General features: G+C 38.5%; 19 protein-coding genes, 1 riboswitch and 1 other annotated feature. Of the genes, 16 read left to right on the forward strand and 3 right to left on the reverse strand.

Translation table 11 applies throughout. From position 1 onward, the window contains the following. The first annotated feature begins 97 nt into the window (after positions 1–97). The 12 genes from H3T55_RS09925 (at position 98) to lpdA (ending at position 15,838) form a co-directional block, all read left to right on the forward strand. Positions 98–1,108 (forward strand): LacI family DNA-binding transcriptional regulator, encoded by a 1,011-nt coding sequence (locus H3T55_RS09925; RefSeq protein WP_225534341.1) that lies wholly within the window; start codon positions 98–100, stop codon positions 1,106–1,108. A 65-nt stretch (positions 1,109–1,173) separates the two neighbouring features. Further along, the gene (locus H3T55_RS09930; protein ID WP_087641317.1) at positions 1,174–1,488 is read left to right on the forward strand and encodes a PTS sugar transporter subunit IIB; all 315 of its coding nucleotides are present in this window, start codon (positions 1,174–1,176) and stop codon (positions 1,486–1,488) included. Positions 1,489–1,554: 66 nt separating this feature from the next. Further along, the gene (locus tag H3T55_RS09935; protein WP_225534342.1) at positions 1,555–2,895 is read left to right on the forward strand and encodes a PTS sugar transporter subunit IIC; all 1,341 of its coding nucleotides are present in this window, start codon (positions 1,555–1,557) and stop codon (positions 2,893–2,895) included. Between the two features lie 20 nt (positions 2,896–2,915). Further along, entirely contained in the window at positions 2,916–4,016 is a 1,101-nt protein-coding gene (locus H3T55_RS09940) for a DUF871 domain-containing protein (protein ID WP_225534343.1), read from the forward strand. Next, positions 4,009–6,021 (forward strand): alpha-amylase family protein, encoded by a 2,013-nt coding sequence (locus tag H3T55_RS09945; protein ID WP_225534344.1) that lies wholly within the window; start codon positions 4,009–4,011, stop codon positions 6,019–6,021. The genes H3T55_RS09940 and H3T55_RS09945 overlap by 8 nt, the downstream gene beginning before the upstream one ends. 15 nt (positions 6,022–6,036) lie before the next feature. After that, on the forward strand, positions 6,037–6,381 hold the full coding sequence (locus H3T55_RS09950) for a PTS lactose/cellobiose transporter subunit IIA (protein ID WP_225534345.1): 345 nt from the start codon (positions 6,037–6,039) through the stop codon (positions 6,379–6,381). Beyond that, positions 6,378–6,632, forward strand: a complete 255-nt coding sequence (locus H3T55_RS09955) for a SemiSWEET family sugar transporter (protein ID WP_225534346.1) — start codon at positions 6,378–6,380, stop codon at positions 6,630–6,632. The genes H3T55_RS09950 and H3T55_RS09955 overlap by 4 nt, the downstream gene beginning before the upstream one ends. 77 nt (positions 6,633–6,709) lie before the next feature. After that, a riboswitch (M-box (ykoK) riboswitch) is annotated at positions 6,710–6,877 on the forward strand. Between the two features lie 507 nt (positions 6,878–7,384). Further along, entirely contained in the window at positions 7,385–9,997 is a 2,613-nt protein-coding gene (gene mgtA, locus H3T55_RS09960) for a magnesium-translocating P-type ATPase (RefSeq protein WP_087641322.1), read from the forward strand. 561 nt (positions 9,998–10,558) lie between these two features. After that, positions 10,559–11,674 (forward strand): pyruvate dehydrogenase (acetyl-transferring) E1 component subunit alpha, encoded by a 1,116-nt coding sequence (gene pdhA / locus H3T55_RS09965; RefSeq protein WP_087641323.1) that lies wholly within the window; start codon positions 10,559–10,561, stop codon positions 11,672–11,674. A gap of 2 nt (positions 11,675–11,676) precedes the next feature. Then, positions 11,677–12,654 (forward strand): alpha-ketoacid dehydrogenase subunit beta, encoded by a 978-nt coding sequence (locus tag H3T55_RS09970; RefSeq protein ID WP_086313674.1) that lies wholly within the window; start codon positions 11,677–11,679, stop codon positions 12,652–12,654. A 123-nt stretch (positions 12,655–12,777) separates the two neighbouring features. Then, positions 12,778–14,424 (forward strand): dihydrolipoyllysine-residue acetyltransferase, encoded by a 1,647-nt coding sequence (locus H3T55_RS09975; RefSeq protein WP_225534347.1) that lies wholly within the window; start codon positions 12,778–12,780, stop codon positions 14,422–14,424. A gap of 7 nt (positions 14,425–14,431) precedes the next feature. Continuing rightward, positions 14,432–15,838, forward strand: coding sequence for a dihydrolipoyl dehydrogenase (gene lpdA / locus H3T55_RS09980; protein WP_087641325.1), 1,407 nt, complete (start codon positions 14,432–14,434; stop codon positions 15,836–15,838). Between the two features lie 124 nt (positions 15,839–15,962). Here lpdA and H3T55_RS09985 read toward each other — a convergent pair whose 3' ends face one another. Together H3T55_RS09985 and tyrS are read right to left on the reverse strand one after the other, a co-directional pair. Beyond that, the gene (locus tag H3T55_RS09985) at positions 15,963–16,277 is read right to left on the reverse strand and encodes a YerC/YecD family TrpR-related protein (protein ID WP_087641326.1); all 315 of its coding nucleotides are present in this window, start codon (positions 16,275–16,277) and stop codon (positions 15,963–15,965) included. Between the two features lie 505 nt (positions 16,278–16,782). Continuing rightward, complete coding sequence (gene tyrS / locus H3T55_RS09990) at positions 16,783–18,051, reverse strand: tyrosine--tRNA ligase (protein ID WP_225534348.1); 1,269 nt, start codon at positions 18,049–18,051, stop codon at positions 16,783–16,785. A gap of 51 nt (positions 18,052–18,102) precedes the next feature. Continuing rightward, positions 18,103–18,305, reverse strand: a binding site (T-box leader). 365 nt (positions 18,306–18,670) lie between these two features. Here tyrS and tyrP point away from each other — a divergent pair. The 3 genes from tyrP (at position 18,671) to nhaC (ending at position 23,456) form a co-directional block, all read left to right on the forward strand. Next, entirely contained in the window at positions 18,671–20,074 is a 1,404-nt protein-coding gene (tyrP, locus tag H3T55_RS09995) for a tyrosine-tyramine antiporter (RefSeq protein WP_225534349.1), read from the forward strand. 68 nt (positions 20,075–20,142) lie between these two features. Further along, entirely contained in the window at positions 20,143–21,996 is a 1,854-nt protein-coding gene (gene tdc / locus H3T55_RS10000) for a tyrosine decarboxylase (RefSeq protein WP_225534350.1), read from the forward strand. 86 nt (positions 21,997–22,082) lie between these two features. After that, the gene (gene nhaC / locus H3T55_RS10005) at positions 22,083–23,456 is read left to right on the forward strand and encodes a Na+/H+ antiporter NhaC (protein WP_412523572.1); all 1,374 of its coding nucleotides are present in this window, start codon (positions 22,083–22,085) and stop codon (positions 23,454–23,456) included. Between the two features lie 89 nt (positions 23,457–23,545). Here the strand turns inward: nhaC and H3T55_RS10010 are convergent, their stop codons facing one another. Next, entirely contained in the window at positions 23,546–23,974 is a 429-nt protein-coding gene (locus H3T55_RS10010; RefSeq protein WP_225534352.1) for a helix-turn-helix domain-containing protein, read from the reverse strand. Positions 23,975–24,098: 124 nt separating this feature from the next. On the opposite strand from H3T55_RS10010, the gene H3T55_RS10015 reads away from it, so the two are divergent. Continuing rightward, positions 24,099–25,292: a serine/threonine-protein kinase gene (locus tag H3T55_RS10015; protein ID WP_225534353.1), complete on the forward strand. Its 1,194-nt coding sequence runs from the start codon at positions 24,099–24,101 to the stop codon at positions 25,290–25,292. The last annotated feature ends 8 nt before the right edge of the window (positions 25,293–25,300 follow it).

Here is a 25,300-nt window from a genome sequence, read left to right on the forward strand (position 1 = left end):
ATAAAAATATCTAACAATACGCTATTTATGATTGAAATAATTTTGAACCTTCGTTAGTATGTAGATAGTAAGTTGTAAAGAGGAGGAATGGGATAACGTGGCAACGATCAGAGAAGTCGCAAAAGAAGCGGGTGTTTCTTTAGGCACAGTTTCTAGGTATTTAAATGGACACCAGCTAAAAAAGACGAATATGGATAATATTCGTGTGGCAATCGAAAAGCTTGGTTATGAAGAAAATATTATTGCCAAAGGACTTAAAAATAATAAGAGCCTTTCTATTGGTGTGGTCATCAATACGCTGACAGACGTATTTGCAACGTCGATCGTTACCTATCTGGAATCTTATTTAGAAGAAAATAATTATAGTCTGATTCTTTGTGACTACCAAAATGATCTACAGAAGTTAGAGAAAAAATTAGAATTTTTACGTTCCCGTTCGGTTGATGGTGTGGTCATTTTTCATCTGGAAGAAAAGCTAGCTGTATTGGACAAATTTAAAAATGAAGGAACGCCGATCATCGCAGTAGATGCACCGATCGCTGATTTTCAAACAGACACAGTTTTGGTGGATAATTATCACGCTTCTTACACTGTAGTTGAGAAATTGGCTAAGTTAGGTCACAAGAAAATTGGTATCATAGCAGGAAGCCAAGATCGTTTTATTGGTAGAGAACGTTTGAATGGCTATGTAGATGCAATGAAAAAATTGGAATTATATGATTCTTCACTTGTCAAAATCGGTGATTATAAAAAAGAATCTGGTTATGTAAAAGCTGGAGAGCTATTGGCTGAAGGTGAGATCACTGCTTTATACAGCACGAATTACTATATGACGCTTGGAGCTGTACAAGCAATTTATGAGCAGCAATTGATTATTCCAGAAGATGTTTCTGTTGTGGGATTTGATCATTTTGAACTGAGCGATATTTTACAGCCAAAATTAACAGTAATTGAGCAACCTGTTCAACAAATCGGTGAAACGATCGGCGCTTTACTTATTCAAAAAATAAAAGATTCTGATCGTACTCAAAATGCAGTTATAGAGCTTCCTACAAGCCTTCTTTGGCGTGACTCAACAAAAAAAATAAAAAAAGGACTTGAAAATTAAGCGTTTGCATATTATAATTACATCGTAAAATTGAAACGGTTCAAAAATAATAGGGAGGAAATTTTATGAAAGTATTATTAGCATGCGGCGGCGGGATGAGTTCTTCGATCTTAGCAGAAAATTTAGTAGCAGAAGCCAAGAAAAATGGTGATGAGGATTTTTACATGGAGGCAACAGGAACAGAAGCAGTTGGACTTAAAATGCAGCAGGAAGACTGGGATGCGCTGCTTTTAGCACCTCAAGTCAGTTTCAGAAAAGCTCACCTACAAAAGGAAGCAGACGCGAAAGGAATCCCATTGATCCCAATTGAAGGCGTTCTATATACACCAATGGGGATTCCGGATTTATATCGTTTAGTAAAAGAATCTGTAGGAAAATAAAAGAAGCAAGATCTTTTATTTTCCTACACTAAAATTGAAACGGTTCAAAAAAGAAGGGAGAACAAAATGAATACAAAAGCAAGTAAGTTCAACTTTAACAAAGTTGTTGAAGTGATGGGGAATATTGCAAATAATCGGTATTTAACAGCAGTCAGAAATGGGATGAGCGTAATCATTCCTGTTACGATCATCGGATCAGTTTTTATCATTATGCTGAATTTACCGATCGATGCTTGGAAAGAGTTTATTGCCCCATTTGCAGAGCAGCTAAAGATCCCAATGGTCTTTACGATGGATTTCATGTCTGTCTATGTGTGTATCGGGATTGCATCTAGTTTGTGTGAAGATTACAAGCTGGATAAAGTTTCTACTAGTGTTTTAGCTGTTCTAGCCTTTTTGATTGCGGCGATCACACCGGGCACGATCGATGCTGACGTAGCTGAAAAAGCTGGTTTGACAATCAGTGGAACGGTATTGCCGATGGGAAATTTTGGCGCAGGGGGATTATTTACAGCAATTATTATTTCGATATTTACCGTAGAGGTCGTACGTTTTTGTGTGAAAAGAAACATGGTCATCAAAATGCCTCATGGTGTACCCACATCTGTGATCAACTCTTTTGCAGCATTGATTCCAGGTGCGATCGTGATCGTCACTGCTTGGGTGATCAAAGTCGGCTTGAATTTTGATATCAATAGTGCGCTTCAGTGGGTCTTTTCACCGATTCGTTACTTTGCAGGAGACAATGTTCTTTCTGTGATCGTACCGATTTTGTTGATCACGATCGTTTGGATCTTCGGGATCCATGGAATGATCATTGCGACGCCGATCTTGTATCCTTTCTGGTATGAAAATTTGAATGCCAATATCAATGCAGCAGCAGCTGGTACCGCGGTTCCGCATTTTATGACAGAGCAGTTCTTCCAGTGGTTTATCTGGATCGGCGGAGCAGGAGCAACGTTATCGTTAGCCTTTTTGATGGCCTTTTTCGGGAAATCTGAGTTTTGTAAAAAAATGGGTAAATTCACGTTAGTTCCTGGAATTTTCAACATCAATGAACCATTGATCTTCGGTGTGCCGATCGTGATGAATCCCTTCTTTGCCATTCCTTTTATTGCAGCACCAGTTGTTATGGGAATCATCACTTATTTAGCGATGGGCGTTTTTCATCTAGTGAATTATCCAATAGCGATTGCTCCTTGGACGTTGCCGGCACCGATCGGCGCAATGATGGCGACAGGCCTGGATTGGCGAGCAGCCGTTTTAGCAATCGTCAATATCGTAGTTGCAGGATTCATTTATTTGCCATTCTTTAAAGCCTTTGATAAAAGCATGATGGAAAAAGAAATCGAAGCAAAAGCTCAAGATGAAGCGGCAAGTAAGGAAACAGCAGCCGTACAAGCATAGTAAAGAAAGCGGGAATGATCATGTTAGGAATTTCAATTTATCCATATAAAGAAAAACAGGAAGAGACACTTGCCTATATCGACTTGGCAGCAAAATATGGTTTTGGTCGTGTATTTACCAACCTTTTGATGATTGAAAAAGGACAGGAAGAAATGGTCCTCCAATCATTGAAAAAAGCGATACAGCATGCACGAAGCCAGCAAATGGAAGTGATTTTAGATTTAAATCCAGCGGTATTCGATCAGTTGAATATTAGTTATCATGATCTTTCTTTCTTCAAGGAAATGGGAGCAACCGGCATTCGCTTGGATTCAACGTTTGATGGTTTGGTAGAATCATTGATCACGTTCGATCAGACGGACTTGGATCTAGAAATCAATATCAGTAATGATACTTACTATTTAGAAAATGTTCTTTCTTATCAGCCAAATAAAAAAAGGATCATCGGCTGCCACAATTTTTATCCGCAGCGTTTTACAGGGTTAGATTATGATTACTTCATCAAATGTTCTGAAAAATATAAAGCTTTAGGCTTGAGAACGGCGGCCTTTGTTAATTCTCATGAGGCAAAACACGGACCGCATCCGTATACGGATGGCTTATGCACACTTGAATCGCATCGTGATCTGGCGATTACGCTGCAGGCAAAACATTTGATCGCAACAGGCTTGATCGATGATGTCATCGTAGCGAATGCGTTTGCTTCAGAAGCAGAACTAAAAGCTTTGAGTCAGCTGTTAACGAATCAAGTACAATTTGATGTGATTTTCGCTGAAGGAACAACGGAATTAGAAAAAGAAGTTGTTTTAAATCATCAGCATTTTAATCGTGGCGATATCAATAGTTACAGTATCCGTTCAACTTTTGTAAAGCTTGAGTATCAAACAGCAGATATTCCAAGAAATAATTTGAAGGAAAATGTAATCAAAGGAGATATTACGATCGGTAATAATTCGTTTGGACAGTATAAAGGAGAACTAAATATTGTAAAACAGGCAATGCCAAATCATGGTGGAGAGAAAAACGTTGTGGCTAAAATCGTTCCCGAAGAACTCTTTTTACTATCTTATATCAAGCCGTGGTCAAAATTTCAGTTTAGGGAGGCAGGTCAAAATGAGTAAGTTAGCTTCACGGCAAATTCATTTAGATTTTCATACACCTGTCTTGCCTTTTGAACTAGGAAAGAATTTTGATAAAAAGCAATTTCAGCAGACGTTATTAAAAGCAGAAGTAAATTCCGTTACGTTGACGGGGAGATGTCATCATGGGCATATTTATTATCAAACGAAGCTTCCAGCACAACACCCTCAAATGAAAAAGGATTTTTTGATGGAACAAGTCGATGCTTGTCATGAGATCGGGATCAATGCCCCTATTTATTTAAGTGTAGGATGGGATGCGTACGCTGCAGATCATCATCCTGAATGGCTGGAAAGAAAACCTGATGGGCGTATGTATGGTTTTGAAGAATATGGACAGTTAAAACCAGGTTGGAAAACGCTATGTTTTAATACACCATACCTCGACTATTTAAAAGAGCAAATCAGAGATACGATAGAGCATTTTGGTGAAAAATTAGATGGGTTATTCTTTGATATTGTTTGGCAGGATGATTGCTGTTGTAATGACTGTATCAAAAAAATGTCGGCTCAAGGCTATGATCCGGAAAGTGAATCCGATCGTCTAGCTTTTGCGAAAGAAACTGAACAGTATTTAAAGAAAGAAATTCACCGCACGATCAGAAATTCAGCTCCTGATTGTCCGATCTTTTTTAATGAGGGAAATATTTTACCGAGTATTCGTCCCAATCTTGAGCAGTACAGTCATTTAGAGATTGAGTCATTACCTAGTGGAGAGTGGGGCTATCAGCATTTTCCAACGGTTGTCCGCTATGCTAAAAATTTGGGGAAAGAATATTTAGGGATGACCGGGAAGTTTCATAAAGTTTGGGCTGACTTTGGCAGCTATAAGAATCAAGCCGCGTTAGAATATGAAACATTTTTGGCTCTTGCTCATGGTGCAAAGTGCTCTATTGGGGATCAGATGTATCCAGATGGCACATTACAAGAAGCAACCTACACGTTGATCGGAACTGTTTACAATCAAGTCAAAGAATTGGAGAGCTACTCTTTAAATAGTCAGGCAATCACTGAAATAGCTATCCTACATCCTGGAATTGTTGCTGCCAGCAAGGAGAAAGTGGACTTGTCTTTGGCTGGAGCAGTCAATATGCTGAATGAAGCCCATTATCAATTTGACATTGTGGATCAGTGGATGGATTGGACTGGATATGATCTGTTGATCTTACCGGACAAGCTTGTTTTAACACAGGATTTAGCTGAAATGATCGAGGGATATGTTGAACAAGGCGGAAAAATTTTAGCAAGCTATCATAGCGGATTGATCAAAGGAGAACGATTTACTCAAAGCTTGGGACTTATTTTTACAGGAGAACATGAAACAGCACCGATGTATGGCTATTTTGATTCAGATCTATTTTCTAAATTGCCTCAAGGTGAACTTGTTATGCACGGTCAAGGAACGATCGTTCAGTCGATCGACGCTGCTATTAAAGGAGAAGAAGTGGCACCTTTAATAGAACGAAAGTATCAGCATTACTATTCTCATTTTCAGGCCCCTGTTGGAGAAAAAACGGGGAATCCTGTTGTGACAGTGAATGACCAAGCGATGTACTACACATTTCCGTTATTTGAAATGTATAAAACTCAAGGAGTAAAAGCGTATAAAGAATTGATTTTAGCTGGGATCGATCATTTATTGAATAGTAAAAAAATGATCACTAGTGATTTACCAACATCAGCTGATGTGATTTTGAATCATCAAGAATCACAAAAAAGATTGATTTTGAATTTGCTGCATTATATTCCAGAACGTCGGGCGCTGACCTTAGATACGATCGAAGATAAAATCCCGCTATATAACCAACAAATCGAATTGGATCTATGTGTAATTCGAAATAAAACAAATCTAGATAATCTGATCATCAAACAAGTGAATCAAGTAAAATCAGATCAGACTTTATCTTTTGAAATAGTAGAAGACAAAGTGATCTTCACGGTGCCAAAAATTGATGGCTATGAAGTGATCACGATGAATTATGAATAGAAAGAAGTGAGTGGAATGGATGGATTAGAATTAGTCGCATTTAATATTATCAGTACAGTTGGAACAGCGAAGTCAAAATTGATGGAAAGCATGTCTTGTTCTAGAAACGGTCAGTTTGCCGAAGCTGAAACATTGATCAATGAAGCAAATGAAGCTTTACAGGCTGGAGAAAAGGAGCATTTCACTGTGATCACAAAAGAAGCAAAGTATAAAACAAGTGAACTAACGTTACTTTTTATCCATGCTGAGGATCAGTTGATGACGACCGTTGTGTTAAGAGATCTGGCAAATGAATTGTTGGAAATGAATAAGAGCTTTTATGAATTGAAGCAAAAAGTTGAAGAGTTAGAGAAGAAATGATCACGCTGTTAGGTATGATCGCAGGAATCTGCACGAGTATATCGTTTATTCCGCAAGCAATTCAAACGATAAAGACAAAGAATACCGAAGGAATTTCATTGATTACGTACATTCTATTTTTCATAGGTGTTTCTTCATGGGTTGTGTATGGAGCATTGAAATGGGATTTAGCAGTATTACTGACAAATGTTGTGACCTTGGTTCCTTGTTCGGTTATTTTAGGCTTGAAGTTGAAGTCTTTAGATCTATAATTTTTTTCTGAAAATTTATTTTTGTTTTCTTTTGACAATATCGTAAATATGAACTATGATAGTTACGGATAAAAAAACTGAATAATTGTTAGGTGAGGCTCCTATATGGACACAGGCTGCTGCCGCGAAAGAATCGAGAGACTCTTAGTTGGTTGAACAGGAATGATCGTGAAGGTCATTCATAACGTAGCTGATAAGAAATTATCTACGCCCTATAGTGCTAAAGCTCAACGATAGAGATACTTTTATTAAAGTTGTTATTTTTACGCACACTCTATTGTTGAGTGTGCGTTTTGTTTTGAATCACTATGATTGGCTGCAGAGCAGACAGAATAGATGATGAAAAATACTTGGCGTGCAAAGGGAGCGAAGTTCCGCAAAGAGAAACCAGCAAGTAATCGATTGAATCCCTACGATTGCCTGCCAAACACACAGAGCAGATGATGAAAATAAAAGCAAAAAGGTTCCATCAAAAAAGAACCAATCGAGCTAATAGAAAATCAGAACTGATCAATCACCTCAACAATTATTTAAAAAGTTCCATCGTTTTATCTAAAAAAACTTAAAAGAGAGGAAGAGTCACATGGAAGACCCCAGTCATTCGAGCAATAAAATAAGTGTAGCCTTCATCTTAGAAACGATGGAATCAAGCAGAACTATTCCTTCCACTTTCTAAAAAGGTGAAGCGGGCAAAATTTTCTATTTTAGAATAATAGAAAGAGTACCCCTTACGTTAGAGGAGGAAAAAGGAAATGATGAACAAAAAATTAGCAGAAATGAAAAAAGTAACCAAAGATCAAGAACTAAGAAAATTAGCTATGTTATCCGAGCGGGAATTGATGATGGAGCTTCGTACATCACAAAATGGTTTATCTGAAGAAGATGCTAAAAATCGATTAGAAGAATACGGACCAAATGAAGTCTCTGCTCAAAAGCCAACGCCGGCAATTATCATGTTTTTAGAAGCGTTTAAGGATCCATTTGTTTATGTATTGGCATTGTTGATGGTGGTTTCAACCGCAACAAAGGATTTTGAAGCGGCAATCGTTATGGGGATCATGATCTTAGCCAGTGTGATTATTGCATTTATTCAAGAATATCGTTCTCAAAAAGCTAGCTTGAATTTAAAAGAACTAATAGAGAATACAACCGCTGTAACACGTGAAGGACAAACGAAAGAAATTCCGATGGATGAAGTAGTACCAGGAGATATCGTGACGTTAGCAACAGGTGATATGATTCCGGCAGATGCTGTGTTGATTTGGACAAAGGATCTATTTATCAATCAATCCTCATTGACAGGTGAGTCGATGCCGGTGGAAAAATTTGTTGATGCAGGAATCGATAAAAACTCTGATACTGTCTCCGCGCTGGATATGCAGGACTTGATATTTATGGGAACCGATGTATTGAGCGGACAAGGAAAAGCAATTATTTTAAAAACAGGCCAAAATACTTTTTTTGGGGATATTGCTAAGAATGCGACCACACAACGTGGTAAAACATCTTTTGATATTGGATTGACAAAAGTCAGCAAGTTTTTATTACGAATGGTCATGGTCTTATTTCCAGTAGTATTTTTGATCAATGGTTTAACTAAAGGCGAATGGGGAGATGCGTTCTTCTTTGCTATCGCAGTTGCTGTGGGGTTAACTCCTGAAATGCTGCCGATGATCGTTACCAGTAATTTAGCCAAAGGTGCATTAAGCTTATCAAAACATAAAGTCATCGTAAAAGAACTACCGTCTATTCAAAACCTAGGCAGCATGGATGTTTTATGTACAGATAAGACAGGGACGATCACAGAAGATCGTGTCGTGTTGGTTCAGCATTTAGATCCGCTGGGCGAGATCAATAATCAAGTGTTGGATATGGCTTTTTTGAATTCTCACTATCAAACTGGCTGGAAAAATTTAATGGATATTGCGGTAATCAATTTTTACGAAGAAAATAAAGTAGAAAGTCCTTATAAAAAAGTGACGAAGTTAGATGAGATTCCGTTTGATTTTTCTCGCCGTCGTTTGACTGTTGTAGTAAATGCAGATGGGCATCAATTTATGATCACTAAAGGCGCTGTGGAAGAAATGGAATCTGTTTGTACACACGCTGAAATCAACGGAGAAATCGTTCCATTGACACCAGAACTGCAAGAGAGAATGCGTGAAGTAAATATCCGCATGAATGAACAGGGGATGCGTGCATTAGCCGTTGCTGTGAAAATGGATGTTCACAGTGAAGCAGTTTATAGTGTAGAGGATGAGCAAGGAATGACTTTGATTGGATTCATGGGCTTTTTAGATCCTGCCAAAGAATCTGCGATCACAGCCATCAAGTCTTTACATGAGCATGGTGTCAATGTAAAAGTATTGACTGGTGACAATGATATCGTTGCAAAAAAGGTCTGTCGGGACGTTGGGATCGAAGTCTCTCACGTTGTGCTTGGCTCTGAAATCGACAATATGTCTGATGAGCAAATGAAAGAAGAAGTAGAAAAAACGAATTTGTTTGCTAAATTAAATCCGATGCAAAAATCAAGAATCATCGAAACTCTGCAAGGAAATGGTCATACGGTAGGATTTATGGGAGACGGCATCAATGATGCCCCAGCATTACGTAAAGCCGATGTAGGTATTTCTGTTGATACAGCTGCGGATATTACCAAAGATGCAAGTTCGATCATTTTACTAGAAAAAAGTTTAAATGTATTAGAAAATGGAGTCATTGAAGGCCGGAAAGTTTTCAGTAATATGATGAAGTATATCAAAATTACGATCAGTTCCAATTTTGGGAATGTCTTTTCTATTTTGATCGCTAGCGCCTTTTTACCATTTTTACCAATGGTATCTATTCAACTATTGATTCAAAATTTGATCTATGACATTGCGCAACTGGCGATCCCATGGGACAACGTAGATGAAGAAGATTTATTGAAACCTGTTAAATGGGAAACAAACGGTTTGATGAAATTCACCTTATGCATAGGCCCTGTCAGCAGTATTTTCGATATAATGACGTATGTAGTTATGTGGTTTGTCTTTAGTGCTAATAGCATTGGCACACAGCACTTGTTCCAAACAGGATGGTTTGTTGTTGGATTAGTCAGTCAAACACTTGTCGTTCAAATGGTCCGGACAAGAAAGTTACCATTTATTCAAAGTATGGCATCACCTGCTGTGATCCTTTCAAGCTTAGGCGCAGTTCTTATGGGCTTTGTGATCGTTTTGACACCGATTCGGGACGTTTTTGACTTTGTGAAACTTCCAGCTAATTACTGGGGCTGGTTTATTTTGATCATTGTACTATATTTGATCACTGTAGAAATTGCCAAACGTATCTATATTCATTTGACAAAAGAGTGGATCTAAAAAATAAATGCCCTTGTTTCTATTTTTGAGTGGAACATTTTACACAAGGACTCACCCAAAGTAGAAAGTTGCTCATAAATAAATTTTGTGCTCTAATAACGAAGGATTTCAAGAAGGATATTCCAGATATTCGTGAAATTTCCAGAATTAAGAGTTAAAAATATAAAATATTCGTTTTTTGAAGAAGCTCGGAGAAACAGATTTTGTTTCTCCAAGCTTCTTTTTTTTCCGTTTAAGGAAATTTTTGTGAATAATTTCTGACGTGTATTTTATCTGTAGCATAACAATCTATCCGCTGACTATAACAGCACTTTGTCAAAAGATATGATTCTAAGAGCTTTTTGTAAAACGGTTTCTTGTTTGTGATTTTTCTCACTAACCTTTGATATGAAAGGTTTTCGGTATTTTTGTGAAATTTTGACAAATACTAACTTTTTACTTGCGCTTTTGATCGATTAGTGATAATTTGTAAGTGTAGTCGATAAAAAGTAATACAGTTTCAGATGCTGTTTTATTTTTGATCGAAAAAAAGAAACGTAACAGAGAGGATTGTGTGACAAAATGGCAAAGGCAAAGAAACAAAAACCTATTGACTTTAACGCACTAATGGAAAAAGTCGACGCAGATTTCCCAACATTTCAAGTTTTAGATAAAGATGGGAAAATCGTAAACAAAGATGCTGTACCGGATTTATCAGATGACGAACTAGTAGAATTAATGACTCGCATGGTTTGGTCACGTGTATTAGACCAACGTTCAACTGCATTGAACCGTCAAGGACGTTTAGGATTCTTCGCTCCAACTGCTGGACAAGAAGCAAGTCAGTTGGCAAGTCAATTTGCAATGGAAAAAGAAGATTACCTATTACCAGGTTACCGTGATGTACCTCAATTGGTTCAACATGGATTACCATTGGCAGAAGCTTTCCTTTGGTCTCGTGGACACGTAGCAGGTAACCACTACGCTCCTGAATTGAACGCTTTACCACCGCAAATCATCATCGGCGCACAATACATCCAAGCAGCTGGTGTGGCTTTAGGTATGAAAAAACGCGGCAAGAAAAACGTTGTCTTCACTTATACTGGTGACGGCGGTTCTTCTCAAGGTGACTTCTATGAAGCAATCAACTTTGCAGGTGCTTATCACGCAAACGGCGTTTTCATCATCCAAAACAATGGTTTTGCGATTTCAACACCGCGTGAAAAACAAACAGCAGCTAAAACATTAGCGCAAAAAGCAGTTGCAGCAGGAATTCCTGGTATTCAAGTAGACGGAATGGATCCATTAGCAGTTTATGCGATCGCTAAAGAGGCTCGTGAATGGTCTGCAGCAGGTAATGGTCCTGTTCTGATCGAAACATTAACTTACCGTTATGGTCCACATACATTATCAGGAGACGATCCAACACGTTACCGTTCAAAAGACATGGATGACGAATGGGTACAAAAAGATCCATTGATCCGTTTCCGTAAATATCTAGAAGACAAAGGTCTATGGTCTGAAGAAAAAGAAAACGAAGTAATCGAAAAAACAAAAGAAGAAATCAAAGTAGCGATTGCAGAAGCAGATAAAGTTCCAAAACAAAAAGTATCTGATTTCTTGAAAAATATGTTTGAAGTTCAACCACAAAACATTAAAGAACAAATTGCATTTTACGAAGCGAAGGAGTCGAAATAATCATGGCACAAAAAACAATGATCCAAGCAATTACAGATGCCTTAGCTCTTGAATTAGAGAAAGACGAAAACGTTCTGATCTTTGGTGAAGACGTTGGTAAAAACGGCGGAGTTTTCCGTGCAACTGAAGGATTACAAGAAAAATTTGGCGAAGACCGTGTTTTCGATACTCCTTTAGCAGAATCTGGAATCGGCGGTTTAGCATTTGGTTTAGCTTTAGAAGGCTATCGTCCAGTTCCTGAAATCCAATTCTTTGGATTCGTATTTGAAGTATTTGACGAAATCGTTGGTCAAATGGCTCGTACACGTTACCGTATGGGTGGTACTCGTAACATGCCTATCACTGTCCGTGCACCATTTGGTGGAGGTGTTCATACACCAGAACTTCACTCAGATAACTTAGAAGGATTGATCGCTCAATCTCCAGGTATCCGTGTCGTTATTCCATCAAATCCATACGATGCAAAAGGATTATTGATTTCTTCTATTAGAAGTAACGATCCAGTTGTTTATTTAGAACACATGAAACTTTACCGTTCATTCCGTGAGGAAGTGCCGGATGAAGCATATGAAGTTCCTTTAGATAAAGCGGCTGTCACTCGTGAAGGTACAGACGTATCGATCATCACTTACGGTGCAATGGTTCGTGAAGCGATCAAAGCAGCTGACAACTTAGCAAAAGACAATATTTCTGCTGAAATCATTGACTTGCGTACTGTGGCTCCTTTAGATGTTGAAACAATCATCAAATCAGTTGAAAAAACTGGTCGCGTAGTTGTTGTTCAAGAAGCACAAAAACAAGCTGGCGTTGGCGCTATGGTTGTTTCTGAAATTTCTGAACGTGCAGTCTTATCATTGGAAGCGCCAATTGGCCGTGTATCTGCACCAGATACAATCTTCCCATTTGGACAAGCTGAAAACATTTGGTTGCCAAATGCTAAAGATATCGAAGCGAAAGCGAGAGAAATCGCAGAATTTTAATTAGAAACTGTATAAAGCTGCTCTAAGCGGCAAACCTGAATTTTCACGTGATGGCTTCATTATGTGAAAATTCAGCGTTGTTTTTCTCAATTTATACGATCAAAGGAAGGGAAGGCTTAAAAAATGGCTTATCAATTTAAATTACCAGATATTGGTGAAGGTATTGCAGAAGGCGAAATCGTAAAATGGTTCGTTAAAGCAGGAGATACCATCAATGAAGACGATACACTATTAGAAGTTCAAAACGATAAATCAGTAGAAGAAATTCCATCACCAGTAACAGGAACAGTAAAAGCAATCGTTGTACCAGAAGGAACTGTAGCAAATGTTGGAGATGTTTTGATCGAAATCGATGCACCAGGACATCCAGAAAATGATGCAGCACCTGCAGCAGCTCCAGCTCCAGCTCAAGAACAAACTCCTGCACAACCAGCAGCGACTCCAGAAGCATCTGCAGCTGACAATGGCGGCGGCGTATTCCAATTTAAATTACCGGATATCGGTGAAGGTATCGCAGAAGGCGAAATCGTAAAATGGTTCGTTAAATCAGGTGATACAATCAATGAAGATGATACTTTATTGGAAGTTCAAAATGACAAATCAGTAGAAGAAATCCCATCACCTGTGACTGGTACAGTTAAAAATATCGTTGTACCAGAAGGAACTGTAGCAAACGTTGGAGATGTCTTGATCGAAATCGATGCACCAGGACATAATTCAGCACCAAGTGCATCTGCTCCTGTAGCAAGTGCACCTGCTCAAACAGAACAAGCAGCACCTGCACCAGCAGCATCAACAGGTGTTGTGGCAGCAGCTGATCCTAATAAACGCGTCTTGGCTATGCCATCTGTACGTCAGTTTGCTCGTGAAAAAGATGTTGATATCACACAAGTTGCACCAACTGGAAAAGGCGGTCGTGTAACAAAAGCAGATATCGAAGCCTTCATTTCAGGCGGCGGACAAGCAGCAGCACCTGCACAAGCTGAACAAACTGTATCAGCACCAGCAGCAACTGAAACAGCAGCTCCAAAAGCACCGGCTAAACCGTTTGTTTCTGATTTAGGTGAAGCTGAAACACGCGAAAAAATGACTCCAACACGTAAAGCAATTGCAAAAGCGATGGTAAACAGCAAACACACTGCACCACACGTTACTTTACATGATGAAGTTGAAGTGTCTAAATTATGGGATCACCGTAAGAAATTCAAAGATGTGGCAGCAGCTAACGGTACGAAATTAACATTCTTACCATACGTTGTAAAAGCATTGACAGCGACTGTTCAAAAATTCCCGATCTTGAATGCATCTATTGACGATGCAGCACAAGAAATCGTTTATAAAAACTACTATAACATCGGTATCGCAACAGATACTGATCATGGTTTATATGTACCAAACGTTAAAAATGCGAATACGAAGAGCATGTTTGCAATCGCAGATGAAATCAATGAAAAAGCTGCATTAGCGATCGACGGTAAATTAACAGCTCAAGATATGCGTGATGGTTCTATCACAATCAGTAATATTGGTTCTGTTGGCGGCGGCTGGTTCACACCAGTTATCAACTACCCTGAAGTAGCTATTTTAGGTGTAGGTACGATCGCACAACAACCAGTTGTAAATGCAGATGGAGAAATCGTAGTTGGTCGTGTAATGAAACTTTCATTAAGCTTTGACCACCGTATTGTTGACGGAGCAACTGCTCAAAAAGCAATGAACAACATCAAGCGTTTATTAGCTGATCCAGAATTACTATTAATGGAAGGATGATTATCAGATGGTAGTAGGAGATTTCGCCATTGAATTAGATACAGTCGTAATTGGTTCAGGCCCTGGAGGATATGTTGCAGCGATTCGTGCTGCTGAAATGGGTCAAAAAGTTGCGATCATTGAACGTGAGTTTATCGGCGGTGTATGTTTGAACGTTGGATGTATTCCTTCTAAAGCATTGATCGCAGCAGGACATCACTATCAAGAATCATTAGATTCAACAATGTTTGGTGTAACAACGAAAGATGTTGAACTAGACTTTACAAAAACACAAGAGTGGAAAGACAACAAAGTCGTTAAAACACTTACTGGCGGCGTAGGCATGCTGCTTAAAAAACATAAAGTAGAGATCATTGAAGGAGAAGCATTTTTCGTTGATGAAAACACTTTACGTGTGATCCATCCAGATTCAGCGCAAACTTATTCTTTCAACAATGCGATCGTGGCAACAGGTTCTCGTCCAATCGAAATCCCAGGATTTAAATTTGGCGGACGTGTCTTAGATTCTACTGGCGGATTGAACTTGAAAGAAGTTCCTAAAAAATTCGTGATCATCGGCGGCGGTGTCATCGGTGCAGAACTTGGCGGAGCATATGCTAACCTAGGTTCTGAAGTAACGATCTTAGAAGGCAGTCCTTCGATTTTACCAACCTATGAAAAAGATATGGTTAAACTTGTGACGGATGACTTCAAGAAGAAAAACGTTACAGTTGTCACAAAAGCGATGGCTAAAGAAGCGATCGACAACGGCGACAGCGTGACTGTTAAATATGAAGTAGACGGTAAAGAAGAATCTGTAACTGCTGATTATGTAATGGTAACAGTTGGACGTCGTCCAAATACAGATGATCTTGGTCTTGAACAAGCGGGCGTTGAAGTTGGCGAACGCGGTTTAGTTCCTGTAGACAAACAAGGCAGAACAAATGTCTCAAACATTTTTGCGATCGGAGATATCGTACCAGGCGCTGCTCTTGCCCATAAAGCAAGCTATGAAGCGAAAATTGCTGCTGAAGCGATCTCTGGTAAAAAAGTAGAAGTTGACTACAAAGCAATGCCTGCTGTAGCCTTTACTGATCCTGAATTAGCAAGCGTTGGTATGACGATTGCTGAAGCAAAAGAAGCGGGCTTAGAAGCAACTGCTTACAAATTCCCATTTGCTGGTAATGGACGTGCGATTTCTTTAGGTAAAACAGAAGGATTTGTTCGTTTAGTTACGACAAATGAAGATAATGTAATTATCGGAGCACAAATTGGCGGAGTTGGCGCAAGTGATATGATTTCTGAATTATCATTAGCTGTTGAATCTGGCATGAATGCAGAAGATATCGCATTAACGATCCATCCACACCCATCTTTAGGGGAAATTACTATGGATGCTTCTGAGTTGGCTTTAGGTTTGCCAATTCATATTTAGCATAGATTGTCACACAAAGAAAGACCGAGCTGGCCAGGCTCGGTCTTTTGTTTTGCTTTTAAATAAAAGACCCTAAAAAGTAATTTAAGCGTATCATTACGTTTCAGGGGAAAGATTATCTGATCTAGTGATGAAGCTCGCTATCGTCCTCTTCATCGATTCTATGAACCATCTCCAGCAAGCCACCGTTTCCTTCATCTAAAATCCGTTTTACTCTAGAAATCGTCGTGGTACTGCTGCCGGTTGCTTCTGCGATATCGGTATACGTTTTATTCAATAGAAGCAGCTTCGCCACTTCAAAACGCTGGATCATTGAATCAAGTTCTTTCAATGTCATCAAATCATCAAAATAATTATAACAATCCTCTAAAGTTTCTAACGCAAGTAGAGAACGGAAAAACTCATCACCATGACCGTCTTGAATTTTATCGATTTTCATAAGTCCCTCCTAAATTTAAAAGCGGAACAAATCGTTTAATCCTGTAGAAAATTAGGAAATTGACATTGAGACGTTTTTTGTCTCACTGACAATTTATCTATTTTGCTAAGGATTGATTTGTGCAGCTGGATAACACTAAAAGCGGAATGAGCCCATTTAGTCTCGACTAGAAAATAGGAAAACATGACTGAGGCGTTTTTTGCCTCATTCAGGTTTTATCTTTTTCTCGAGAGACTGGCTCGTGTAGCTAGATAACATAAATGATCAACACTTTCTAATGAAAGTCTTGTACTGTTCAACATCAGTTCATTTCATTCACTGTGATTCTCAGCAAAAGCGGAACAAATTGACTATTAAACTTCATATTCATAAATCATGCGTTATAAATATCGCAACCATTTTCCTATTATAAAACTTTTTTTTCTTTTGTCCAGTACCAAGAGAAAAAAGCACGAAACAAGACTAAAGAACTCTTGTTTCGTGCTTTTTTGAGTTGTTGCAGTGATTATTTTGCACCTAATTTAACTAATGTGTATTGTTTTTTCCCTTTTCTAACAATGATGAATTTACCATCGAATGATTGATCAGCTGTTACTTCAAAGTCTACTTCGCGAATACGGTCGCCGTTGATTGAAATAGCGCCATTTGTTACATCTTCACGTGCTTGGCGTTTTGAAGGTTCGATCCCCAATTCGATCAGCCAATCAACAATATTTTGATTGATAGCATCGGTTTCGACTGTCGGCATATTTTTGAATCCTTCTTCGATTTGTTTTGATGTTAAGTTTTTAACATTACCAGAGAATAAGGCTTCTGAAATAGCTAATGCATCGTTCAAATCTTCTTCACTATGCACAAATTTTGTCATTTCCGCTGCTAATACACGTTGTGCTTCACGTAAATGCGGTTCTGTTTCTACTTTTACTTCTAAAGCATCGATCTCTTCTTTTGTTAAGAAGGTAAAGAATTTTAGGTATTTGATGACATCACGGTCATCTTGATTGACCCAGAATTGGTAGAATTCGTAAGGCGTTGTCTTTTCTGGATCGAGCCAAACCGCACCGCCAGCCGTTTTCCCGAATTTTGTACCGTCTGCTTTTAGCATCAATGGAATCGTTAAACCAAAGGCTTTCGCATCTGCACCTTCTTTTTTACGAATCAAGTCTAATCCAGCAGTGATATTGCCCCATTGATCGGCACCACCGATTTGCATGCGTACATTATTATTTTGGAATAAGTGTAAAAAGTCCATTGATTGTAGGATTTGGTATGTGAACTCTGTAAATGAGATTCCAGTTTCTAAACGACTTGCTACGATATCTTTAGCAAGCATAGTGTTGATATTGAAAAACTTACCAAAATCTCTCAAGAAATCTAAAAGTGTTAAATTGTGCGTCCAGTCGTAGTTGTTTACCAAAGTCAATGTGTTGTCTGTATCAACGGCAAACAGTTTTTCCATTTGGCGTGTCAAAGAATCGACGTTGTGCTGAACAGTTTCCATTGTTTGTAATTGACGTTCTGTTGTTCGACCGCTTGGATCTCCGATCGTACCAGTAGCTCCACCGATCAAAATAAAAGGGTGATGTCCAAAAGCTTGGAATCTTTTTAGCATCATAAATGGGATCAAATGTCCGATATGCATACTGTCTCCTGTAGGGTCCACACCGCAATATAGTGAAATGCTGTTGGTTTCAACGTACTCACGTAAACCTTCGCTATCTGTTTGTTGGTTGATGGCGCCGCGCCATTCTAATTCATCAATAATGTTTGTCATGTTTCTTCATCCTTTCCTATATAAATAAAAAACGCCCCATAGGCTATTAGCCTATGGGACGAACTTCGCCGTGTTACCACCCAAATTGTATATGTAAAAACATATACCTCTCAAATCTGTATCGTAGATAGACGCCCACTTACGGTAGGAAACTAAAAGTGTAATTCACAAAAAATGTATATGCCAACTCTCACTAAATGCTGACTCTCTGAAATAGGGACATCTTTGCTACTTCGCTTTATCAAAGTTTGATATGTTATTTTGTGGTAATTCTACGACAAATCGGTCGACTTGTCAAATCCAACTTGTTTCCTTTTATTATTTTTAAATGAAAGGATTCTCATATTGGTATAAATTACTTTAATTTAGATTTTTTTAAAAGAACTAAAGCAAAAATCATTTGTGACAAATTTAATAAACGAGGTGACTAATTGCTTTTTTTAAGCAGAAATACTTTAACGTAGTAAAGCGCTGACGCGCCGAACAGAAAATAAAAATGTTAAATAACGAGCTTTTTTTTTAATTCTGCTCTTTTTGACTTGGGTCTCTATGGTACCTATACTTTGAATGTGATTTCACATGTGGGAACAAACAAATAAATTTAATCAGGAGGTCAAACATGAATAAGAAATTGTCATTATTTGGATTGATTGGAATTACCATGGCCTTTTTTGGAACGGTTCGTAGTGTTCCAACATTAGCTTCAACAGGCTGGGCACAGATTTTTTATATGCTGATCGCGGCTTGTTGTTTTGCATTACCGATCGCATTGATTTCAGCTGAATTGTCAACCGGCTGGCCGGAAGAAGGCGGTCCTCAAGTATGGGTGCGCAACGCATTCGGTGAAAAATGGGGCTTTGTTACATCATGGCTATTATGGGTTCAAATGTTCTTTGGGATGGTCATGGTTGCTTCGACCGTCGGTGTATTGCTTGGCTATGTCATCGATCGTCCAGATTTAGGACATAACAATCTATTTATCTTCATTATGATTTTGCTTTCCTATTGGGGCATTACATTATTGAATTTAAAATTTGATATGGTCAAAATCGCTGGTGACTGGGGTGCTGTGATCGGTGTTTATATTCCATTCGTAGCCTTAGTTGTTTTAGGAATGATGTACATGGCAAAACATGGAATCAATCAAGACAGCTATTTAGGTCATTTCGAAGCTGCAAAACTATTACCGGATTTTAGTGATTTAGGAAGTCTGCCAACATTGACAGGGATCATTTTTATTTTTGCTGGTGTTGAGATTTCATCAGTTCATGCTAACAATATCGATAACCCTAAACGGAATTATCCTATCGCAGTTATTGCATCTGTTTTATTGCTTGTGGTGTTTAATTTAGTTGCTGGCTTAAGTGTTGCTGACAGCGTACCAGCTGGTCAAATGGAATTAGCCAATATTACACAACCATTCGTGATCATGACAGAAGATCTGGGAATTCCTGCCATTTTTAATAATATTGTTTCATTGATGATTTTGATCGGTGTGTTAGTTCAATTGAGTGCCTGGGTGTTAGGTCCAAGTAAATCAATGATCAAAGTAGCCGATGAAGGAAACTTACCGCCATTTTTCCAAAAACGTAACGCAAAAGGAATTCCAATCACTTTCGTGATGATCCAAGCGATCGTTATTTCTCTTGTTTCATTCTTATATGTTGTCGTACCTGATATAAGTGAAGCATTTTTGATTATTACAATTACCACAACGATTTTATATTGCGTCGTGTATCTATTGATTTCTTTATCCGCAGTTAAACTGCGTTACAGCATGCCGTCTGTTGAGCGTCCGTTTAGATTAGGAAGTAAAGGCAATGGTTTGATGTGGGCTGTGGCTTCATTGGCAGTCGTAAGTGTGATCGTTACAATGTTGGTCAGTTTGATACCACCAACCTCTGTTCCCCAAAGCGGTCATGTTGCATACGTGATTTTCCAAGTTGCTGCCACATTGATCATGATCGGCATCGCTTTACTCATTTATAAAAGAAAAAAACCAGAATGGAAAAAAACGAAGTAAACAGCACAAACAGTTTATCAAGAGGCTGATTAGTCTGACTTATTTTGAAACTATTGGAGGAAATATTCATGAAAAATTTCAATACAGATGATACAAATTTAAAAGCACTATTTATCGGTGACAAAGGTGAAAACGTTGATCTATTCAAAGAATTATTGAATAAAATGATCGATGAGCACATCGGCTGGAGACAAAACTACATGCCGCAAGATATGCCTGTCATCACTCCCCAAGATAGAAGCTCTAAAAGCTTCCAAGAAACAGCAGACAATATGCGGACTGTCTTCAATACCTTGTCTTCACGTTTACGTACAGAATCATTACCATGGCATTCAGCAGGTCGTTTCTGGGGGCATATGAACGCTGAAACATTGATGCCTTCGATCATCGCTTATTCAGCAGCGATGCTTTGGAATGGAAATAATGTAGCGTATGAATCTTCACCAGCAACTTCACAAATGGAAGAAGAAGTTGGGATGGAATTTGCCAGCTTGATGAGCTATCAAAACGGCTGGGGACATATCGCAGCAGATGGTTCGATCGCAAACTTAGAGGGTTTATGGTATGCCCGCAATATGAAATCATTGCCATTTGCGATCCAAGCTGTGGCACCAGAAATGGTCGCTGGAAAAACAGATTGGGAATTATTGAATATGCCAACGGCTGAAGTACTGGATATCTTAGATAAACTCCAAGACAAAATGGATGACATCAAAGCTCATTCAGCTCGTAGCGGTAAAAATTTAGACAAATTAGGAAAATGGATCGTCCCTCAAACGAAACACTATTCTTGGTTGAAAGCAGCTGACATCATCGGTATTGGTTTAGATCAAGTAATTGCTGGAGAAGTGAACAGTGAATATCGTATGGACATCGAAAAACTAGAAGCGCAAATTCGTGATCTAGCAGCGCAAGGAATCCCAACATTAGGCGTAGTAGGTGTAGTTGGTTCCACAGAAGAAGGACAAGTTGACCGTATCGATCAAATCATTGCGTTACGTGAGAAGTTAGCCCAAGAAGGAATCTACTTCTATGTCCACGTAGATGCAGCTTATGGCGGTTATGGTCGTTCGATTTTCTTAGATGAAAATGATCAATTTATCGAATGGGACAAAATTGATGAAGTGTACGCCAAACATAATATCTTCCAAGAAAAGAATGATTGGTTGACACAAGATATCTATGATTCTTTCAAAGCGATCGAACAAGCAGAGTCTGTAACGATCGATCCGCATAAAATGGGCTATATTCCTTATTCAGCTGGTGGTGTTGTGATCAAAGATATCCGCATGCGTGACGTGATTTCTTACTTTGCCACATATGTCTTTGAAAAAGGAGCAGATATTCCAGCGTTGCTTGGTGCTTATATTTTAGAAGGATCAAAAGCTGGTGCAACTGCTGCTGCTGTTTGGACTGCACATAAAGTATTGCCGTTAAACGTAACGGGTTACGGTAAATTGATGGGTGCAAGTATTGAAGGTGCATATCATTTCTATCATTTTATCGATGGCTTAGAGTTCCAAGTTGGCGATAAAACAATTGAGATCCATGCCCTAACAAAACCAGACTTCAATATGGTGGATTATGTCTTCAATGAAAAAGGCAATACAGATCTTGTGAAAATGAATAAATTGAACCACGATTTCTATGATTACGCTTCTTATGCTAAAGGCGGATTATACAATAATGAATTTATTACGTCACATACTGATTTTGCGATCGAAGAATATGGCAACAGCCCGTTTGAATTTGTGAACGGCTTAGGCTTCTCTCGTGCTGAATGGGAACGCGCAGATAAAGTAACGATTTTACGCGCCGCTGCAATGTCACCATATATGAACGATAAAGAAACGTTTGATGAATATGCAGTAAAAATCAAACAAGCGATCCAAGAAAAATTAGAAGCGATCTACGCAGAATAGTCGTTTATCAAAGAAAGTCTGCGGCGAATTTTTGCCGCAGGCATTTCTTGTTTTGTCAGCTGGAAGGACTTTATAAGATGTGAGGAATGTATATGAAAAAATATCGGGTAAATTTTAATGAAGCAGCGTTTCTTTTGATCACACTGGTTGTAATGATCGGAGTTAGTATTATTGGTTTTAATATCCCTGCCCATGTCGCTTTGTTGCTTGCAATTGGTTATTTGATGGTGTTTGCTGTTTATAAGAAATTTTCTTGGGATTTTATTCATGAGGCGCTTGTTGAAGGAGTATCATCTGGTATTATTCCAATCGTGATTTTTATTTTGATCGGCGCTTTGATCAGTGTGTGGATCGCAGGAGGAACGATTCCAACGATCATGGTTTTAGGTTTTTCTTTTCTGTCTGTGAAGTATTTTGTGCCGACGGTCTTTTTCGTTTGCGGTATCGTAGGTGGAGCTGTGGGCAGTTCGTTCACGACGGTTTCAACGATCGGCATTGCTTTTTTAGGGATGGGCAGTTTGATCGGTGTTGATCCAGCGTTGACAGCAGGGGCGATTGTTTCGGGTGCTTTTTTAGGGAATTCGATTTCACCACTTTCAGATACGGTGAATCTAGCGGCAGCTATCGCTGAAGTAGATTTATTTGATCATTTAAAAAATACATACAAAACAGCACTACCAGCGGCTGTGATATCTGCCATTTATTTTTTTGTGACAGGTTTACGCTACGATGGTGCTCTGGATAGTCATAGTATTCATGAAATCGTCAGTACATTGAATGAGCATTTCAACATTTCTTTTGTTTCACTGATTCCATTAGCTTTGCTCTTTATTTGTGCCTGGAAAAAAATTCCAGCGATTCCTACCTTATTAGCAAGTATCGGAACATCATTATTGCTGATGTTTTTTACAACGCCGCATGTATCTTTAGTTGAAACAGCTATGATGCTGCAAAATGGTTTTGTTTCTGAGACGGGAAATATTCAGGTGGATGAATTGTTGACCCGAGGGGGGATCCAGAGCATGATGTGGTCGGTTTCACTGATCATTTTAGCATTATCACTAGGTGGATTATTAGTGAAAATGGAAATCATCGATTGTTTGCTGCAGCGGTTTGAAAAAGCCATCGATTCTCGCCAAAAATTGATATTGATTACAATGTTGGGTTCTATTGGCATCAATGTATTGATCGGTGAGCAGTATCTATCGATCATTTTACCAGGAAAGTCGTTTATCAATAAATTTAAAGAAAAGAAGGTTCCTCTTACATCGCTATCAAGAGGTTTGAATGATGCTGGCTCTGTAGTAAATCCGTTGATTCCATGGGGAGTAAGTGGTGTTTTTATTTCAGGAACATTAGGCATTTCGACGATCGAGTATTTACCTTATGCTGTTTTCTGTTATTTACTTCCAATTTTATCCTGCTTTATTGCGTTAAACAGTAAGAGTCAGGAAAAGTAATTATAAAGAGACCAAACAAAACGGATTTTTAGTTTTGTTTTGGTCTCTTTTACGTCGATCATTACTTAAACCTAAGTGCTTTTTATCAGTTATTCACCAAATGTTTTAAGTCCGGCCTCATATAAATAATCATCGATTTCTAAAATCGTCAGTCGATGGGAGAGCCCGTAGATGACTACAGCATCCCAAGGATGTTTTGGGTAGAGCTGAGCATGACCAGTTTTTTTCAATAATTCATTGGTTTCTTCTAGTGTTAAGGAGAAACCGATCGCTAAAGCAATCATTTTTTCTCTAGAAGGATTTCGTTTGCCATCAAAGTACTGGTAGCCTGTAGCTTCAGTGATCCCTGCTTTTTTTAAGACGGCACTTTTTGTCGTTTGTTTGATCTCAAGCCATTGGTTTAGGAATTTTTTAGCTGTTTGATCGATCGTGTGCGGTGATGTTTTTGCAAGAGCCGTTTGAAAATTTTCTGCTTGCTTTAACGAATGAAGCAGTTTTTCTGTATCTATTTCCTGCATGATGTGAGTCTCCCAGTTCTTAAAATCTTTTTCTTTATTATACCTCGATTTCGGCAAAGTGAGAACGCATTTAGAAGATTTCTTTGCTATAATGAAACAAGCAAACAAATAATGGAGAATGATGATGGAAAATGTAACAGAAGAACCAGTTAGTCTATATAAAGAAATCGAGCCTTTGACAGACAAGCCCAATGGTCCTGTTCTGGTCAGAAATAGGGAAACAAAAGAATTCTTTGTCAAAAAATGCTATCCGCTGTTTCTAAAAGAAAATTTGCTCACCCTTCAGGCACTTGATCATACCCATTTACCAAAAATCCAAGAAGTATTGATTGAAGATGGGAAGCTTTTTTTATATGAAGAATTTATTCATGGCAAGACGTTGACGCAAATCATCCAGCGGTCTGAAATGATCGAAATAGAAGCACTCTTAAAAATGACATTGGAATTGCTGGATGCGCTAATTGCCTTACATAGCAAAGGGATCATCCATCGTGATGTCAAGCCTGGAAATATCATGATGACGAATGATGGTGTACTGAAATTGATCGACTTCGATGCGGTTCGGACTTTTGACGGCGGAAAAGAAACGGATACTGTCCAGTTGGGAACAGTTGGCTTCGCCTCTCCAGAGCAGTTCGGTTTTGCCGAATCAGATAGGCGCAGTGATCTATATTCTGTAGGGGTTGTGATGAATGTTTGCGCTACGAAAAAATATCCGAAAGAGCAGCTAAGCACGAATAAATTTTTACGCCCATTGATTCTAAAAGCAACTAAACTAGATCCTAACGATCGCTATCAATCAGCCTTAGAAATGAAGCGGGAAGTTGAAGAACAGTGGAAAAAACTGAAATTCAATCAGTTATCGGATGAAAAAGTAGAAAATAAAGTGAGTCAGGAAGACCGCATAAGAGAAATCCTTGCAAAAAATGCGGCGAACAAAGAGCAGCAACAAAATATCCCACAGAAAGTTGCCAAAACATATCCTTCTTCTATAGTAAGAAAATATGTGCCGGGATTTCGAACGGATATTGTATGGAAAAAAGTGATTGCGGTGGTGTATTATCTATTTATTGTGATTTTTGTACCACAGGATATTAGTGAAAAGCAGAGCTTTAATGCTCAATTAGCAGTAACGCTTGAAGACATTATAGTTTTTATTCTGCCAATTTTTTTATTTACTAATTTTATGAATTTCCATGCGAAACTTCCTTTACTCAAATCAGAGAAACTCACATCTAGAATTTTAGGTTATGTTTTGCTTTCGTTTGTATGGATTTTCTTGTGTGTAGTCGCTGTAAATATGCTGAAAACACAATAAATTATTTT

The sequence above is a fragment of the Enterococcus sp. S22(2020) genome (assembly GCF_020295385.1).
Classification (GTDB): Bacteria; Bacillota; Bacilli; order Lactobacillales; family Enterococcaceae; genus Enterococcus_L; species Enterococcus_L dunnyi.

Bases quoted from the DNA above. Each gene is read 5' to 3' on its own strand.
- pdhA (WP_087641323.1), top strand. From the start codon at position 10,559: ATGGCAAAGGCAAAGAAACAAAAACCTATTGACTTTAACGCACTAATG.
- H3T55_RS09930 (WP_087641317.1), top strand. From the start codon at position 1,174: ATGAAAGTATTATTAGCATGCGGCGGCGGGATGAGTTCTTCGATCTTA.
- H3T55_RS09955 (WP_225534346.1), top strand. From the start codon at position 6,378: ATGATCACGCTGTTAGGTATGATCGCAGGAATCTGCACGAGTATATCG.
- H3T55_RS09945 (WP_225534344.1), top strand. From the start codon at position 4,009: ATGAGTAAGTTAGCTTCACGGCAAATTCATTTAGATTTTCATACACCT.
- lpdA (WP_087641325.1), top strand. From the start codon at position 14,432: ATGGTAGTAGGAGATTTCGCCATTGAATTAGATACAGTCGTAATTGGT.
- H3T55_RS09940 (WP_225534343.1), top strand. From the start codon at position 2,916: ATGTTAGGAATTTCAATTTATCCATATAAAGAAAAACAGGAAGAGACA.
- tyrS (WP_225534348.1), bottom strand. From the start codon at position 18,051: ATGACAAACATTATTGATGAATTAGAATGGCGCGGCGCCATCAACCAA.
- mgtA (WP_087641322.1), top strand. From the start codon at position 7,385: ATGATGAACAAAAAATTAGCAGAAATGAAAAAAGTAACCAAAGATCAA.
- H3T55_RS09950 (WP_225534345.1), top strand. From the start codon at position 6,037: ATGGATGGATTAGAATTAGTCGCATTTAATATTATCAGTACAGTTGGA.
- tdc (WP_225534350.1), top strand. From the start codon at position 20,143: ATGAAAAATTTCAATACAGATGATACAAATTTAAAAGCACTATTTATC.
- H3T55_RS09985 (WP_087641326.1), bottom strand. From the start codon at position 16,277: ATGAAAATCGATAAAATTCAAGACGGTCATGGTGATGAGTTTTTCCGT.
- H3T55_RS10010 (WP_225534352.1), bottom strand. From the start codon at position 23,974: ATGCAGGAAATAGATACAGAAAAACTGCTTCATTCGTTAAAGCAAGCA.
- H3T55_RS10015 (WP_225534353.1), top strand. From the start codon at position 24,099: ATGGAAAATGTAACAGAAGAACCAGTTAGTCTATATAAAGAAATCGAG.
- tyrP (WP_225534349.1), top strand. From the start codon at position 18,671: ATGAATAAGAAATTGTCATTATTTGGATTGATTGGAATTACCATGGCC.
- nhaC (WP_412523572.1), top strand. From the start codon at position 22,083: ATGTATATGAAAAAATATCGGGTAAATTTTAATGAAGCAGCGTTTCTT.
- H3T55_RS09975 (WP_225534347.1), top strand. From the start codon at position 12,778: ATGGCTTATCAATTTAAATTACCAGATATTGGTGAAGGTATTGCAGAA.
- H3T55_RS09970 (WP_086313674.1), top strand. From the start codon at position 11,677: ATGGCACAAAAAACAATGATCCAAGCAATTACAGATGCCTTAGCTCTT.
- H3T55_RS09935 (WP_225534342.1), top strand. From the start codon at position 1,555: ATGAATACAAAAGCAAGTAAGTTCAACTTTAACAAAGTTGTTGAAGTG.